This window comes from Sneathiella sp. (genome assembly GCF_029233945.1).
Taxonomy (GTDB): domain Bacteria; phylum Pseudomonadota; class Alphaproteobacteria; order Sneathiellales; family Sneathiellaceae; genus Sneathiella.
This window is the reverse complement of record NZ_JARGOQ010000015.1, coordinates 35,139-51,458: the sequence shown is the minus strand read 5'-3', so window position 1 is coordinate 51,458 and position 16,320 is coordinate 35,139. Positions and strand designations below refer to the sequence as shown.

Annotated in this window: 16 protein-coding genes; 11 read left to right on the top strand and 5 right to left on the bottom strand. The window is 53.7% G+C overall.

What is annotated here, in order from left to right; all coding sequences use genetic code 11:
- The first annotated feature begins 65 nt into the window (after positions 1–65).
- Complete coding sequence (locus P1U71_RS07080) at positions 66–836, top strand: SDR family NAD(P)-dependent oxidoreductase (RefSeq protein ID WP_301104867.1); 771 nt, start codon at positions 66–68, stop codon at positions 834–836.
- An 8-nt stretch (positions 837–844) separates the two neighbouring features.
- Here the strand turns inward: P1U71_RS07080 and P1U71_RS07075 are convergent, their stop codons facing one another.
- Positions 845–1,474 (bottom strand): LysE family transporter, encoded by a 630-nt coding sequence (locus P1U71_RS07075; protein WP_301104866.1) that lies wholly within the window; start codon positions 1,472–1,474, stop codon positions 845–847.
- A 4-nt stretch (positions 1,475–1,478) separates the two neighbouring features.
- Complete coding sequence (locus P1U71_RS07070) at positions 1,479–1,901, bottom strand: DUF1801 domain-containing protein (protein WP_301104865.1); 423 nt, start codon at positions 1,899–1,901, stop codon at positions 1,479–1,481.
- A 152-nt stretch (positions 1,902–2,053) separates the two neighbouring features.
- On the opposite strand from P1U71_RS07070, the gene P1U71_RS07065 reads away from it, so the two are divergent.
- The 8 genes from P1U71_RS07065 to P1U71_RS07030 all read left to right on the top strand — a co-directional run bounded on the left by P1U71_RS07065 (position 2,054) and on the right by P1U71_RS07030 (position 12,481).
- The gene (locus P1U71_RS07065; protein WP_301104864.1) at positions 2,054–4,846 is read left to right on the top strand and encodes a [protein-PII] uridylyltransferase; all 2,793 of its coding nucleotides are present in this window, start codon (positions 2,054–2,056) and stop codon (positions 4,844–4,846) included.
- A gap of 36 nt (positions 4,847–4,882) precedes the next feature.
- The gene (gene murJ, locus P1U71_RS07060; RefSeq protein ID WP_301104863.1) at positions 4,883–6,439 is read left to right on the top strand and encodes a murein biosynthesis integral membrane protein MurJ; all 1,557 of its coding nucleotides are present in this window, start codon (positions 4,883–4,885) and stop codon (positions 6,437–6,439) included.
- Positions 6,440–6,575: 136 nt separating this feature from the next.
- On the top strand, positions 6,576–7,574 hold the full coding sequence (gene trpS / locus P1U71_RS07055; protein WP_301104862.1) for a tryptophan--tRNA ligase: 999 nt from the start codon (positions 6,576–6,578) through the stop codon (positions 7,572–7,574).
- Between the two features lie 87 nt (positions 7,575–7,661).
- On the top strand, positions 7,662–8,651 hold the full coding sequence (locus P1U71_RS07050) for a DUF2333 family protein (protein WP_301104861.1): 990 nt from the start codon (positions 7,662–7,664) through the stop codon (positions 8,649–8,651).
- A 51-nt stretch (positions 8,652–8,702) separates the two neighbouring features.
- Positions 8,703–9,188: a universal stress protein gene (locus P1U71_RS07045; RefSeq protein ID WP_301104860.1), complete on the top strand. Its 486-nt coding sequence runs from the start codon at positions 8,703–8,705 to the stop codon at positions 9,186–9,188.
- A 309-nt stretch (positions 9,189–9,497) separates the two neighbouring features.
- Positions 9,498–10,487 (top strand): glucosaminidase domain-containing protein, encoded by a 990-nt coding sequence (locus P1U71_RS07040; RefSeq protein ID WP_301104859.1) that lies wholly within the window; start codon positions 9,498–9,500, stop codon positions 10,485–10,487.
- Between the two features lie 148 nt (positions 10,488–10,635).
- Positions 10,636–11,406, top strand: coding sequence for a glucose 1-dehydrogenase (locus P1U71_RS07035; RefSeq protein WP_301104858.1), 771 nt, complete (start codon positions 10,636–10,638; stop codon positions 11,404–11,406).
- 31 nt (positions 11,407–11,437) lie between these two features.
- A complete protein-coding gene (locus P1U71_RS07030; protein ID WP_301104857.1) occupies positions 11,438–12,481 on the top strand; it encodes a malate/lactate/ureidoglycolate dehydrogenase in 1,044 nt (347 codons plus the stop codon).
- 42 nt (positions 12,482–12,523) lie between these two features.
- Here P1U71_RS07030 and P1U71_RS07025 read toward each other — a convergent pair whose 3' ends face one another.
- The 3 genes from P1U71_RS07025 to ddpX are packed head-to-tail and all read right to left on the bottom strand — an operon-like array spanning position 12,524 to position 14,956.
- Positions 12,524–13,294 (bottom strand): aldolase/citrate lyase family protein, encoded by a 771-nt coding sequence (locus tag P1U71_RS07025; protein ID WP_301104856.1) that lies wholly within the window; start codon positions 13,292–13,294, stop codon positions 12,524–12,526.
- Positions 13,295–13,318: 24 nt separating this feature from the next.
- On the bottom strand, positions 13,319–14,359 hold the full coding sequence (locus tag P1U71_RS07020) for a polysaccharide deacetylase family protein (RefSeq protein ID WP_301104855.1): 1,041 nt from the start codon (positions 14,357–14,359) through the stop codon (positions 13,319–13,321).
- Positions 14,360–14,365: 6 nt separating this feature from the next.
- On the bottom strand, positions 14,366–14,956 hold the full coding sequence (gene ddpX / locus P1U71_RS07015) for a D-alanyl-D-alanine dipeptidase (RefSeq protein WP_301104854.1): 591 nt from the start codon (positions 14,954–14,956) through the stop codon (positions 14,366–14,368).
- A 92-nt stretch (positions 14,957–15,048) separates the two neighbouring features.
- Here ddpX and tsaB point away from each other — a divergent pair, with 92 nt between their 5' ends.
- Together tsaB and rimI are read left to right on the top strand one after the other, a co-directional pair.
- Entirely contained in the window at positions 15,049–15,753 is a 705-nt protein-coding gene (tsaB, locus tag P1U71_RS07010; RefSeq protein ID WP_301104853.1) for a tRNA (adenosine(37)-N6)-threonylcarbamoyltransferase complex dimerization subunit type 1 TsaB, read from the top strand.
- A 12-nt stretch (positions 15,754–15,765) separates the two neighbouring features.
- Positions 15,766–16,224, top strand: coding sequence for a ribosomal protein S18-alanine N-acetyltransferase (rimI, locus tag P1U71_RS07005; protein ID WP_301104852.1), 459 nt, complete (start codon positions 15,766–15,768; stop codon positions 16,222–16,224).
- The last annotated feature ends 96 nt before the right edge of the window (positions 16,225–16,320 follow it).

The window sequence follows — 16,320 nt, the reverse complement described above, 5'->3', positions numbered from 1 at the left end:
ACTGTCACAACTCATTAGGTTTCAACTCAGCAAAAACCACAAAAAAACAATAAGGGAGACATTATATGTTTGATCTGTCCGGAAAAAATATTGTCATTACCGGCTCCAGCAAGGGCATCGGCAAGGCAATTGCCCATCAGATGGCGCTGGCGGGCGCAAAAGTCACGATCTCAAGCCGGAAAGCCGATGTTTGTGAAGAGGTTGCCAAGGAAATCAATGACAGTCTGCCAGAGGGAAGCAGCGGCAAGGCAATTGTCATCCCCTGCAACATCAATTCCAAGGAGTCGCTGCAAAATCTGGTGGATGAGGCGCATAAAGAGTTGGGCGATATCCATGCCTTGGTTTGTAATGCAGCCCTCAACCCCTTCTTCGGTCCGTCCACAGATATTCCCGATGACGCGTTTGACAAGATCATGTCCGCCAATATCAAGTCCAACCACTGGCTCTGCAACATGGTCCTCCCGGAGATGAAGGCCCGCAAGGATGGCGCAATCATTATTGTCTCCTCGATCGGCGGCATTCGTGGCTCTGCTGTTTTGGGCGCCTATAGTATTTCCAAGGCGGCCGATATGCAGCTCGTCCGCAACCTCGCCGTGGAACATGGCGCGGATAATATTCGCGTGAATGCAATTGCGCCCGGGTTGATTCAGACAAATTTCGCCCGCGCGCTCTGGGAAGATCCTGAGATCCTGAAACGCGCGACATCACGCGCACCGCTTCAACGGATCGGACAGCCTGAAGAAATTGCCGGCGCCGCCATACTGATGGCGTCCGATGCCGGTACGTTCCTGACCGGCCAGACGATTGTGATTGATGGCGGCCAGACGATCACCTGATTCAGCCCTTAATCTATTGCGGTCAGCTGCTCATGGATCAGGCTGGCCGCAATAAAGAACATCATCGCGGCAACAATCACATCAAGACTACGGGCACCCGTCGGGTTTTGCATCAACGGCGCAAGCACGCGGGCGCCATATCCAATAGCGAAAAACCAGGCGAAGGAGGCGATAACTGCCCCGATGACAAAGTAGATTCGCGCATGCATCGCATATCCGGCCGCAATCCCGCCCAACAGGATTACCGTATCCAGATAGACATGCGGGTTTAAAAATCCGAACGCAAGCGTCAGCAGAACCGCTTTTCGCCGTGAAGTGGTGGTCGGTGTATCTTCGCCTGTTTGCAGGGGCTCCGGCCAGATCGCCCGCCGACAGGAAAGAACCCCGAAAACGATCAGGAAAAGCGCGCCGCCCCAACTCGCCCAGGGGACCAGAGAGGGAAAGGCTGCTATGATGGAACCGAGTCCCATCGCGCCCAACAAGATCAACGATGCGTCTATCAAGGAAGACAGCAGGCAGATGATAAATATCTGATCCCGCCGCGCGCCCTGCCGCAGAACAAACAGGTTCTGTGCGCCGATGGCGATAATCAGGGCGGCACCCAGCACCGCGCCATCAGCAAATGCCAGAAAATTCATAAAGTCAGCTCTTAGTGGCGGAGGATTTTCGCCGATGATAGGTCAGCGCCGCGGTAATAAACTCACGAAGCTCCGGCTTTATAAGTTTATCATCAGGCGCAAAAAGAAGGGCACGCGTGCCGCTGTATTGAAACGCCTGCGGATATTTATCCCTGAATTCATCGACAAGGCTGGTCTGGCAATGCACGAAAAGGCCGCACACCCCCTTTTCCTTGGATGGCGCAAGCCGGATTGGCGTTCCCGCCTTGCTGCTTGCATTGTAGCTCGGCTCCCCCCATTTCAGGGTCTCAGTGAGCGTCACATTGCCAATAGTATCAGCCGTCTCGAAAATGAGCTGCCGCAGCGCCAACAGTTTGTTCCTTTGTTTTTCGGGATAGGATTTATACGCCGCAGCAACCGATAAATCTTCTATATCGAACTGTTTCATGATGCTGAGCCTGTTGATAGAATGCCGCGCTACATAGTCGGGCTGAGCATATATTTCGGGCTTTTGATCCCGATATTTGCTAAACAGCCTTTCAATAAAGTTTAAAAGGCCGTCTGCCATATGGCAAGCTTGGCAGACCAATTGGATCAGAAATGGAAAAAATTCCAAACCGTAAAGAGATTATCGACCGACGCGCATTAGTTCAGTCGATTGCCAAAGCAGCAGACAAATTCGCGCCGGACAGTTTTGAGTTCAGGCAGGAAGTCCTGCGTCAATTCAAGAAAAGTCTCGATCACGGCAGCAAGGCGGTGGAGCAACGCTTTATGCAGTCGAACAAGGGCCGGGCGATGATGTATGCCCAATGCTTCCTGGTCGATCAGCTAATTCGCGGTATTTTCGATGTCGCAACCCAGTATGTCTATCAATTGAGCAACCCCACACCGGAAGAAAAGCTGTCACTTGTTGCTGTCGGGGGATATGGCCGGGGGGAACTGGCGCCCTTCTCCGATGTCGACCTGCTCTTTCTCTTTCCCTACAAACAGACCTCCTGGTGTGAACAGGTGATTGAATTCGTTCTGTATATGCTCTGGGATCTCGGCCTGAAAGTCGGGCATTCCACCCGCACTGTGGATGAATGCATCCGTCTCTCCAAAAAAGATACAACGATCCAGACTGCGCTGCTGGAGGCGCGCTATGTCTGGGGCGATCAGGATATGTTCAAGGAGATGTATCGCAAATATATGAAGGATGTTGTTTCCGGGCACAGCCGCGAATTTATCGAGGCCAAGCTGCAGGAAAGAAAAGAACGCCATGACCGGTTTGGCAATTCCCGGTACGTTGTCGAACCAAATATCAAAGAGGGAAAAGGCGGCCTTCGAGATTTGCAGACCCTGTTCTGGATAGCGAAATTTTTGCACGGGACTACAGATATTTCAAAGCTTGTGAAGCTTGGCGTTTTCACCGAGAAGGAGCGCCGCAGATTTACCAAGGCATCGAATTTCCTCCGTTCCGTGCGATGCCATCTTCACTATCTGACCGGACGACCGGAAGAGCGCATTACATTTGACGTTCAGACAGAGCTCACCAAACGGCTGCAATATAAGGATCACGCCGGCACCAGCGGAATTGAGCGGTTCATGAAGCATTATTTCCTCGTTGCGAAAGATGTCGGTGACCTGACGCGTATTTTCTGTGCCAATCTGGAGGCCGAACAGCAGAAGAAAAACCGCCTGCCAATCCCGCGGTTCGGACTCGCCAAACGAAAGCTGAAAGGCTATGTCGTCGAAAGCGGGCGCATTGACGTGACACAAGATGATGATTTTCAGAAAGACCCCGTCCGGATGCTGGAATTGTTCCATCTAGCCCAGGAAAAAGGCTTGGATGTCCACCCGAATGCGCTCCGTCTGATCCGTCAGGACCTCAAGCTGATCAATCGCAATATCCGCAGCGACGAACGCGCCAATCAGCTCTTTCTTGAAATGATGACCAGCCGCAAGGACCCGGAAACGACCCTGCGGCGCCTGAATGAGGCGGGTGTCTTCGGTCGCTTTATTCCGGATTTCGGGCGCGTCGTCGCGCAGATGCAACATGATATGTATCATGTCTATACAGTGGATGAGCATACGATCCGCGCGATCGGCATCATCTCGCAGATTGAAGACGGGGTGTTGAAAGAGGATCACCCGCTTTCCCACAACATCATGCCAAAGATTGTCTCGCGGAACGTCCTCTACTGCGCCGTTCTGATCCATGATATCGCCAAAGGACGCGGCGGGGATCACTCCATCCTCGGGGCCGAGGTGGCGGAGAAACTCTGCCCCCGGCTTGGGCTGTCTCCATCGGAAACGGAGACGGTTGCCTGGCTCGTGCGATATCATCTGGTGTTTAGCGGTTTCGCGTTCAAGCGGGACATCTCGGATCCAAAAACTATCGAGGATTTCGTCAAAATCATTCAAAGCCCGGAGCGGCTGAGGCTATTGCTTGTCCTGACGGTCGCGGACATTCGCGCGGTCGGGCCGAACGTCTGGAACGGTTGGAAAGGCCAGCTTCTACGCGAGCTATATTACGCGGCCGAAAACGCCCTTACTGGCGGCCATATCTCTGAAGGTCGGGCAGAGCGGGCCACGCATTATCAGGAAGAGCTGCGTGAGCTTCTGAAATCTTGGAAAAAAGGGGAAATCGATGCCCATATCAGGCGTTTCTATCAATCCTACTGGATCGGAACCAGCAGTGAAGACCGCGTCACCCAAGCGGAACTGATGCGAAAGGCGGACAAGGAAAAAGCCCTTTTTACTATCGAGTCAAAAAGCGACCCCTTCCGTTCGATTACGGAAGTTATTGTTTATACGGCCGACCATCCGGGCCTCTTTTCCCGGATTACCGGGGCGATGTCTGTCAGCGGCGCCAATATCGTGGACGCGAAAATTCATACGACGACGGACGGCATGGCGCTCGACACCTTCTTTATTCAGGATTCAGAAGGCAAGGTTTACGATCAGCGAGGGCGCATGAAAAAATTGCGTCAAACGATTGAAGACACCCTGCAGGGGACGCGCAAACCGCATCTGGAGATTGTCGACCGACGGGAGTCGAGCCTGCCGAGCCGGACAGAGATTTTTACAGTCCAGCCGGCTGTCATTCTCGATAACAAGGCCTCCAACACCCATACAGTGATCGAGGTGCGAGGCCGTGATCGCCCTGGCCTCCTCGCGAACCTCGCGCGGACCTTATTCACGTTATCCCTGTCGATTTCTTCAGCGCATATTGCCACCTATGGCGAACGGGCTGTTGACGTCTTCTATGTGAAGGACAGTTTCGGTCTGAAAATCACCAACAAGGTCAAACTTGCCAATATCGAGAAGAAACTGCTTCTCGCTCTTACCGAGGATATGGAACCGAAACGAAAAACAACCCGGACAAAAAAAGCGGCGAGTAGCGGAAGCTGATGGGCAGTTCTAGCGCGCCTGTGCTATAGGGGATGCATGAGTTTGATTAAGTCCGTGGCCACAGTCGGTGGCTTTACCATGATCAGTCGCGTCCTCGGGTTTCTACGCGACATTCTGATGGCGTCGGTCTTGGGCGCCGGACCGGTAGCGGACGCATTTTTCATCGCCTTTCGCATTCCGAACATGTTTCGCCGACTAGTGGCAGAGGGCGCATTTTCCGCTGCCTTTATTCCGCTTTTCGCCCGCAAACTGGAGGCAGAGGGCAAAGAAATCGCGTTGGAGTTCGCTGGCCATGCGCTCAGCATTCTGGTTGGCTTTCTTCTTATCTTCTCCGCCCTGTTCATGATCTTCATGCCGGTGATGATGCTTATGCTCGCGCCCGGATTTACGCCCGATGGTTTGCGCTTTGACTTGGCAGTTGAATTTACCCGCATCACCTTTCCCTACCTTACCGCGATGGCGATTGTCGCCCTTCTGGGCGGCATCCTGAATGCCTTCTATAAATTCGCAGCGATGGCCGCGGCGCCAATCCTGCTCAATATTATCCTGATTGCCTGCCTGCTGATCGGGATCGGCCAGACGGAGGCCCACGTCGGCATGCTACTCGCCATCGGGGTTGCCCTTGCTGGACTGGCGCAGGTTATATTTCTTGCCGTCGCGTGCAAACGCGCGGAAATCGCAATAAAGTTTCGTCGGCCCGTCTTCAACGCGGATATCAAACGTCTCTTCCGCCTGATGCTCCCCGGCGCGCTCGGTGCTGGCGTAATGCAAATCAATATACTTGTTGGCACGATTATCGCGTCATTTTTGGCGACCGGCTCCATTTCCTATCTGTATTACGCTGACCGGGTGTATCAGCTGCCGCTCGGGGTGATCGGCATTGCGGTCGGCACGGCGTTGCTGCCGATGCTTTCACGTCAACTCCGTTCAGGCGAAGATAAAACCGCGATGAACAGTATGAACCGCGCGATGGAGCTTTCCATGCTGCTGACGTTACCTGCGGCGGCGGCGTTGATTGTTATCCCGGAAGAAATTACCTCTGTCCTGTTTCAGCATGGGGAATTCACTCCAGAGGCAAGCCGCGCAACAGCGGCGGCCCTCCTTGCCTTCGCGACAGGCCTTCCGGCCTATGTTCTTGTGAAAATCCTCGCGCCCGGATTTTTCGCGCGGGAGGATACGACCACGCCCGTGATTGTCGGCGTTCTCGCCATGATACTGAATGTGGTGCTGAGCCTCATTCTGATCCGCTATCTGGATCATGTGGGGATTGCGCTCGCAACATCCCTCTCCTCCTGGTTTAATGTGGTCCTTCTGTTCGTGATTCTACATCGCCGCGGACACTATGCTGCGGACGCGCGGCTCTTGCGGCGGCTTGTCGGGATGATCGTCGCGTCCGCCATCATGGCCGCCGGGCTCTATTTCGCGCGGGAGTATCTGGCCAGTGCCTTCACAGGAGACCTGGCGGAAAGAGTGGGCGCACTGATCGCACTTGTGGCGGGTGGCGGCGCGCTTTACGCGATCAGCAGTCTTCTTACCGGCACGGCCCATCTTCACGAAATAAAATCCATGCTGAAACGCCGGTCGGGCGCGTAAATCTGTTGACGTTCCTCAAGGCGCCTGCAATAAGGCCGGGATCAATTCCCGGGCAGTTGCCCATCCCGGTCCCGGCGGCCTGATCGTCAGTTCGTCAATTTGGGGCCCGTGTCCAAAGCGTGAGGAGCTTTAAGTTATGTCTCGTATTTTCTCCGGCGTTCAGCCAACCGGAAATCTTCATCTCGGTAACTATCTCGGCGCAATCCGCAATTTCGTCGGACTGCAGGATGACTATGAATGCATTTATTGCGCCGTCGATATGCATGCCATCACGGTCTGGCAGGACCCGGCCGATTTGCGCAGCAATACCCGCGAAGTGGCCGCCGCTTATCTGGCGGCGGGGGTAGATTCCAAGCGCTCGATAATTTTTGCGCAAAGCACTGTTGCGGCTCATGCGGAGCTTGCCTGGATATTTAATTGCGTTGCGCGTCTCGGCTGGCTGAATCGCATGACCCAGTTCAAGGAAAAAGCTGGCAAAAACCGCGAGAATGCCTCTCTCGGCCTCTATGCCTATCCTAGCCTGATGGCAGCCGACATCCTCGCCTATAAGGCAACCCATGTTCCGGTTGGCGAAGATCAGAAGCAGCATTTGGAGTTAACTCGCGATATCGCGCAGAAGTTCAATAATGACTACGAAACCGAAACTTTCCCGCTGGTGGAACCTTTAATCTTCGGCGAGGCAACGCGGGTCATGTCTTTGCGCGATGGGTCGAAGAAAATGTCGAAGTCCGATCCGAGTGATTATTCGCGCATCACCTTCACCGATGATCGCGACAGCATTGCGAAGAAACTCCGCAAGGCGCGGACGGATGCAGATCCGCTCCCTGAAAAGGAAGAGGGGCTGGAAGGCCGCCCGGAAGCCGCCAATCTTGTTGGTATCTATGCCGCGCTTGCCGACCTTAACAAACAGGCCGTTCTCGATGAATTCGCCGGAGCCGCGTTTTCGACCTTCAAACCTGCGCTTACCGATCTGGCCGTCGAGAAATTCGGTCCTATAGGCGAGGAGATGAAGCGGCTAATGGCGGATCCAGCGCATGTGGATGCCATCCTGAAAGAAGGGGCGGAACGTGCCGCTGCCCTCGCGGCGCCGGTCATGGCGGAGGTGAAGGAAGTTGTCGGATTTATTCGCCCTTGAGTAAGGCTGCTTGTAAGTCTGATCGAAACAACATACATCTTTCATTAAAGCCAGATGAACGGATCACGCGGTGACGGGACAGGTTAGATGAGCGAAATCGGCAGTAGCGGGACGGAAACCAAACGGATCGGTCGGCGTGCCGCAGCAGTTCGGGAGAGCGCAAAGCGAAGCTGGAAAGTCTTTGCCTTGCTTATTCTGCTCTTCCTGCTTCTCTATTATCCCGTCGGGATGATCATGATCCATAATATCGAGGATGATACGGAATTCGTGCCCACCGGGACAAATGTCGTTGCCGGGGGTAGCCATGCGGTAGATATGATGGCCGGGCTTATTGACCGGGAAATCAATGTCAATCGCTGGACGGCGAATGACCCTTTCTTCATGCCCTCCGCCGCTCTCGACAATATGCCGAATTACCAGCAGGGGATTATCTCCGCGCTTGCCCGGTTCGGGTTTGAATTGACCGATCAGATCGGCCGGACACGCGGGTCCAGCCAGACAGACCCCGATTTGCAGGAAGCCGCTGGTTTGCTGCAATATTCGGGCACAAAATGGGCCTGGGATCCGTCGGTCTCATTGCTGCCGACGGCTGCCTCTGAGGAGCAGTACGAGAAGGCACGCACTTCCCTGATCAGCTATAACAAGCGGCTGGCCGAAGGTAAGGCCGTGTTCGAGAAGCGCGCCGATAACCTGCTGGCAACGCTTGACCGGATTGCCCTTGATATCGGGTCATCCACGGCGACAATCGACAAGCATATCGATGAAAATTCCGGCGATCTCATTGATTTCAAGGCAGATGATATTTTCTATGGCGTCAAAGGGCAGGCCTATGGCTACTACCTTCTGCTCAAGGCGCTGTCGCAGGATTATGAAAGCCTGATCAAGGAGCGGGGCCTCACCAATGCCTGGGCGCAGATGCTGGCAAGCTTCAAATCCGTGATTGACCTTGATCCCTTTATCGTCGTCAATGCCGCACCGGATTCCCAGTTCCTCCCCAATCACCTGACCGCGCAGGGCTTCTATGTATTGCGCGCCCGGACACAGCTGCAAGAGATCAGCAACATTCTCTTGAAATAACCGTGCCGATAGTGGCAGGATAATTTTCCCAAAACAACTGACGGAGTCTTTATGTCAGAGGAGACCCAAAGCAGCGTGCGCAACAAATTTCTTGTCGTTGTCGACGAAACGCCGGAATGCAAGTCGGCAATACGCTTCGCCAGCCGCCGGGCCTGGCACGTCGGGGGCGGCGTGATCCTGCTTTATGTTATTGAACCACCCGAGTTCCAGCACTGGATGGGAGTGGAGCAGGCGATGCGGGAAGAGGCCCGTGAAGCAGCGGAAGAACTTCTCCAGAATCTCGCCGAAGAGATTCAGAAGGAAACAACGATAGTCCCGGAATTTGTCATCCGCGACGGCCATATGAAAGAAGAAGTCCTGGCCTTGATCGAGGAAGACTCTGATATCCGCGTCCTTGTTCTCGCCGCATCGCCCGATACGGGTGGGCCAGGTCCTCTGATCAAGAGCCTTGTCGGGGAAATGTCCGGCACCTTCGCCATCCCGATTACCGTTGTTCCGGGAAATCTGACAACCCGGCAGCTGGATGCGGTGACTTGATCTCGCCAGTTCTCGTTACCGTTTGCATCAACCTCTCGATTCGCGATTCAGCCCAATTTAATTTGGGCCGAATTTGCAAAAAATTGACGGCAATTTTATAACCAGTTGAATCGATTGCTAAAATGGGATCAAAAAAATCTGCTCTTGATATCCTGGTGAGAGACCCACATATTCCATCCTCGGCTCAAAGTGGCATAAAATGCATTTTGGGCCTATATATTGTGTAGAAAATCGATAGTACCACCTATATATTGTGCTTTACACTATGTGATGCATTTTGATTGCTAGGGACACAACGCAAACTTAATCATGCAGCTATTTAAATCTGGTATTAAATCAAACAAGATCGCGACGTTAGCAGGACTTGTTCTGGCGGCGGCATATCTGGTGCCTGAGCTCGTTGAAAGCACTTATGATGTCCGCACTGCGTCCAACGGTGAAGCCCGAGTATTCTCCGCCAAGAACGGGGCATTTCCTGTTGGCAGACCGGGGCGCATGTCCAAGTCGGATCAATTCGACATGGCCTCGCTGGATACCGCCCTTGATCAGGTTGACTACCAACTGCAAGACATTCGGAATGGGCAACCTGTGCCACGCTTCTATGTTCCTCAGATTCCGGTTGATATTGCCGATATTACGGACGTAGACCAGCGCAAAAAGGCCTTTATCAAGATTGTTTTACCCCTCATTCTGAGCACCAATGAGAAAATCTTGGAACGACGGGAACGTCTTTCGGTCCTTCTTCAAGATAAGTCCCGGAATGATAACCTCCCCCCTGCAGACCAAAAATGGCTTGATGAGATAGCCATCCAATACCGTGAGGAAGCGACCGATCCGGAACAGCTTTTGTTAAAGGTCGATAAGATTCCTGTATCACTGGCACTTGCTCAGGCCGTGGAAGAGTCCGGATGGGGCACGTCACGCTTCGCGCGGGAGGGAAATGCCCTCTTCGGTCAGCGGATCTGGTCGACCGGCAAGGGGATTGTGCCCGAAGGCAGGGCTGAGGACAAATCCCACGAGGTAAAGGCGTTCAGGTCAATTGGCGACTCGATCGCAGCCTATATCCATAATCTCAATTCCCATTCAGCCTATGCTGAATTCCGGGAAATTCGCGCGCGTCGTCATTCGGGCATGCAAATCACACATGATACCTCCCCTCTCCTTGATACGCTGCATGTCTATTCCGAAAAGGGACCGGAATATGTGGATAATCTGCGGTCGTTGATTGAAACAAACCAGTTCGATGATTTCGAAGATGCGGCCCTTTCTCCTGAGCAACTAGCGGACAGCCGACCGTAACCCCTTTTGTCTTTCTGTTTCTCCGTTTTAGTGCGATGACTTTCCATCTCGCATATTGCCGAAGTATGTGGAAAGATAGGCGAGCGCAAAGCTGAAAAAAGGCGGTGCTTCATCCAGAGCACGCCATAAGAAAAATAAAGGGGGAAACATGGATAGACTAGCAAACAAGGTCGCGCTGATAACCGGGGCTGCAACCGGTATCGGGCTTGCAACCACCCGGCGGTTTGTCGAGGAAGGGGCTTATGTCCTGATGACCGACAAAAATACAGAGGCAGGGGAAGCCTCCGTGAAGGAGTTTGGTAAAAATGCCCGGTTCATCGCTCAGGACGTCTCAAAAGAAGAAGACTGGCAGCAAGTAATGGCAACGATCACTTCTGATACCAAGGGGCTCGATATTCTCGTAAACAACGCCGGCATTCTCTCAATCGGCGATCATCAAACCATTGAGGATACGGATCTCGCCCATTGGCAGGCTATTCAGAAGGTCAATGTCGAAGGCGTTTTTCTGGGGTGCCAGGCAGCCGTCAAGGCGATGAAGGGCAGGGGCGGCTCCATCGTCAATATATCCTCCGTTGCTGCCATTATCGGCACGCCGACCCTCGCGGCCTATGGCGCGTCGAAGGCAGCGGTGCGGCAACTGACCAAAACGGTCGCCATTCACTGCGCAAACAATGAATATGGTATCCGCTGTAACTCCGTACATCCCGATCCGGTCCGCACCAATATGGGAGACGAACTGATGGAGATGTATGGCGGGAATATCGATAAAGGCTGGGACGCCATCCCCGGACGTGTGCCATTGAAAGCCGCTGCGGAACCCGTTGACATAGCCAATTGCATCCTCTTTCTCGCCTCCAGTGAGGCGCGCCATGTCACGGGGTCAGAGCTTGTAGTCGATGGTGGCATGACAGCGATATAAAATAATAACAATTAGCGGGAGAAACCGATCTATGCGTATTGAGCATGACGTCCTACAGGCCTTTGTCGAGAATATTTTTAAAGCCGCCGGGAGCGAGCCCATAGAGGCGGCCATCATTGCCGATCATCTCGTCCTCGCTAATCTTTCCGGTCATGACAGCCATGGCGTCGGGATGATCCCCCGCTATATCGACAACATCAAGGCCGGCTCGCTTCATCCCAATGAGCATGTGGAGCAGGTCAAGAAGGACGGTTCAATCCTGGTTTTTGATGGCAGGGCCGGTTTTGGCCAAGTCGTCGCCCGCGAAGCAATGGCCGCGGCCATCTCGGTCGCCAAGGAAACCGGCCTCGCGCTCTCCGCGCTTCGAAATGCCCATCATATCGGCCGCGTCGGCACCTATGGGGAACAATGCGCTGATGCAGGCCTTGTTTCTATCCACTTTGTCAATGTCACGGGCCACCGGGGGCTTGTCGCGCCACATCGTGGCGCGGATGCCCGCTACGGCACCAACCCGATCTGTATCTCTCTCCCCGATACCGCGGAAGAGCCCCGCATCATCCTCGATTTCGCAACAAGCAAGGTCGCGCTTGGAAAGATCCGGGTTGCCCACAACAGTGGCAAGAAACTGGAAGAGGGCCTGCTCATCGACAAGGATGGCAACGCCTCCACCGATCCCGGTGTCATGTTCGCAGATGAAGTAGGCTCTCTCCTTCCGCTGGCGGAGCATAAGGGATATGGCCTCGCGCTGATGTGCGAGTTACTAACCGGCGCCATCGGCGGCGGCGGAACAATCCAGCCTAAGAATGTCCGTGATACCCGCATCATCAACAACATGCTCTCGATCGTCATCGATCCGGCCCGCCTGACGGAGGCGGACTATATCGCAAGCGAGATGAAAGCCATGTGCGATTATGTGCGCGATTCTCCGCCCCGCGCAGGGTATGACAACGTCATTGTGCCGGGGGATCCAGAGCGGGAGCAGCGGGAGAAACGTCGCGCCGATGGCATCGAGATTGACGAGGAAACCTGGCGTCAGATCACCGAAGCCGCCGCGAGTCATAATGTGACATTATAATCGGTTCTGCTGTCTGAGAACATCTACCCTTAGACGGCAGAGCTATTTCTTGATGTTCTTCAGTAACTCATCCGCTGCGCTTGATACAAGGCCAGTATCCCCGGCGCAAAGCAGAAAATCGAACCCTTGTGCAAACAGGTCATTGGTCTGTTTTATGCCTTTCGAAATACACCCCAGAAAGGCTGGGCTCGCCTTTATGCAGTCCCTCGCTTCTTCAAAGAGGGCCTTGACTTCAGGATCATCAAATTCACCGAGTTTATTAATGCTGCCGGAGAGATCGTTGGGACCGATAAACAGCATGTCCACGCCATCAACGGCCGCAATGCTGTCGATATTACCGACGGCTTCCTTTGTTTCGATCTGACAGATAATCATCAGATCCTTGTCCAGATTGTCGCGATATGCCTGTGCCGAGCGACCATATCCGCCTGCGCGCGCCGCGCCAAACCCTGCACTTCTTATTCCCGTAGGCGGGTAGCGACAGGCGGCAACGGCCGCTTTTGCTTCCTCTGCGGTATTGACAGATGGTACCATGATGCCATCCATTCCGCTATCCAGTGCCCGCTTGATCAGCACAGTATCATTCCAGGGAACCCGCATCAGAACGATCACGTCACTGACTGATCGGACTGCCCGATGTTGATCAATTGCGGTCTCTAAACTGCCGGAACCATGCTCATGATCGATCATAAGCGCATCGAACCCGGCGCCCGCCACAATCTCCGCCATGTCCGAGGAATTTGAGAAGAGCCAGCAGGCCGCCGCTTTTTCACCTGCTTTTAGTTTTTCTTTTAGGGTGTTCGGACGCGACATCGGCATTCCTCGTTTTCGTTAATATTATTTCGGGATGTAAAACAGCGAACCGAACCAGCGCCAACGGCGATCCGGCCCGAGAAGCGTACAATTTATGCGGCCGCGTCCGGGCTTAAATTCTGATGCCAGCCGTATTTCAATGCGGGCATTGCCGATTTTCTCAATCGGCACCGCACCCCCGGTCTGGTTGGAGGAGAAACAGGAAAGACCGTTAAGACCGCCATAATCCTCGGCAATGGTGAAACCGAAATTGGGCGGATTGCGCTTCAATACATTATCCGACGGCGTCACATCCGTTACCCGCAACGGCAACGCATTGGCCGCCAGACGAAAGCGCCCGATGCCGCCATAATTCTCACTCATCGCAAAGCGCGGCAGCTCAAGCCGGTCATGTCCGGAATAAGAGACGCCAGACTGCTGGCCGAAGGCGGCCTTGAAACCGATTTTACGAATAGCCGCCTTCACATCATTGCCATATTCACCGTAGGGATAGGCGAATATGGCGGGAACGAAGCCCAGTTCCGCCTCATACCGTTCGCTCGCCAGATTGATATCGGCTTCAATTTCTTCCGGGCTCAGGAGCGGTAGATGGGTATGTGAATAGGTATGATGGCCGATATGAACGCCTGCATCACGAAGTTCCCTGACCTGATCCCAGTTCATATAGTCCGCAAACTGTTTGTCGACCCCTTCGACAGCGACAAAAACCGTAAACGGCAGTTTTGCCTCCCTCAGCAAAGGCCAGGCAACATCATAAACAGAGGCGTAGGCGTCATCAATGGTAAGGGCAACGGTACGATCGGGCAGCTCTTCTCCTTTTTCCAGACGATCTACGATTTCGTTAAGCGGGAGAACAGTATATTGGCCGTTCTGAAGTTCCGCGATATGTTCTTTAAACTGTTCAACGCGAATATTTGTCGAGCTGTACTGGTCCTCGCCGAAGCGGTGATACATGATCACGCTCGCCCAGTCCGCCGCCTGCGCAAGGCCACTCATGCCCAGAATTGCGGCGGCAGTTAAAACGGCCTGTAAGATGCGTGTTGTTGCTTTTCTTGTCTGTCTCATGTCTCTCTAATCCGCCCCTGAATGGCCGGTTCTCTCCATCATCCGGCTGCCGGCTGCCTTGTCCGAAAGAGTAGGATATCGGCGGGGTCTAAACAATTGGTAATGCCACCATTCATTTCGATAAAAATCCCAGCCCGCCGCTGTCATCACACCGAGCAATATGGCCCGGTTTCGCTGCGCTTCGGCCGATATATCGCGCGCGCCATGATAAGACGTAGGTGTCATCGCATCGAATTCGGTTCCCATCTCCAGCTCCTGCCCGGCACTATCGATCAGGGTAAGGTCGATTGCCGCCCCTCTTGAATGCGGTGAGCCACTGCCCGGCGCGGAAAGAAAATCCGGGTTCGGTGTATGATCCCAGAGCGCCTGCACCGCCTCGGTTGGGCGAAAACCGTCAAATAGCCTGAACCGCAAACCGATATCCGCCGCCAAGTCGACAGCAAGCCGCAAATTCTCCGCCGCCTCCTGATTCAGGAAACAGGCGCCCCGGCTATATATCGCCTTATCGGTGAAATTATTCGTTGTTGCATAACGCAGATCAAGGTCGACTTTGAAATTTTCAGCGGTTATTTCGACTAACGACTCATTTAAGGGCATCTTGAACCTGTTGACTTGAAATCACGCGGCATTGAGCGTAACACTCTCGCCTCACGGTGACCCTACATGGCTGGATTACGGAAGGCAATATAATGAAGATACTGGCATTTGATACGGCCCTGAATGCCTGTTCCGTTACCATTGCCGACAGGACCAATATTCTTGCCCATGTGCATGAGAAACGTCGCCGGGGACATGCGGAAACCCTTTTGCCTATGATCGAAGCCGAGATGAAGAAAGCCGGTCTGGCATATAAGGATCTTGATCTGATTGCCGTCACTGTCGGCCCGGGCACTTTTACAGGGCTTCGGATCGGGCTCGCCGCTGCGCGCGGGATTGCCATTGCCGCCAGAAAGCCAATCATCGGCCTCACCACGCTTGAGACGCTTACCGCCGCTGTGCCTGTTGCCCTTACGGAGGGTCGCCCGGTGATTGCAGCCGTCGACGCCCGGCGCGGGGAAGTTTATGTGCAGGCATTCAAGCGTCTGGATCAGGGCGAGATCATTCTCCCTCTCACAACCCCCACCGCGATCAGGACGGAGCTGGTATTGGTCTCACTTGATATTGAAACGGCAGTTGTTGTCGGCTCGGGCGCGCGTCTGTTGGAAAGCATGCCCGATTTTGACGCCGAGAAATATAAAATCCTGGATTTTCTTGACGATCCTGATGCGGTTAATCTTGTCCATCTCGCGGCTGTGCGCGGTTTGCCGGCGGCAGGGGCACCGTCACCCGCCCCGCTCTATCTTCGCGCCCCAGACGCGAAACTACCGGGCGGGAAAGATCCGCTGGCGGGCTGATCGAGGCGATCCATGCAGGAAGATAATATATCCATCGACTTCTTCACCGATGAATCTGCTGTAACTCTCGCGGCGGAGATGCACGCCCGTTGTTTCGCAGCAGGCTGGAGTGAAGCTGAGTTTACCTCCGCGCTTGGCATTCAGGGGACCCTGTTGCAGATACTAAGCCGCGACGGAGAGCCTGCCGCCTTTTCGCTTTACCGGATTGTATCGGATGAAGCGGAGATTCTTACGCTCGGGACCCTGCCAGAATTTCGCAATCAGGGAATTGCCACGCAACTTCTGGACGTGGGCATAAAAAAACTAAAGACAGCCGGCGTGCGGTTTCTACATCTAGAAGTTGGGTCGCAAAATTTCACTGCGAACCGTCTTTACGTTACAGAAGGATTTCAAAAAATCGGTCTTCGGAGAAATTATTACAACCATGGCGGGAAGCGGGAAGACGCGATCATGATGAAGAAAATCCTTTAACCTGTATAAGGTTACAAATTATAACATTAGAATAATGTTAGATTATAATATTTTTTTTATTTATTCTATTTTATATTTCATTGTTTGGATTATATT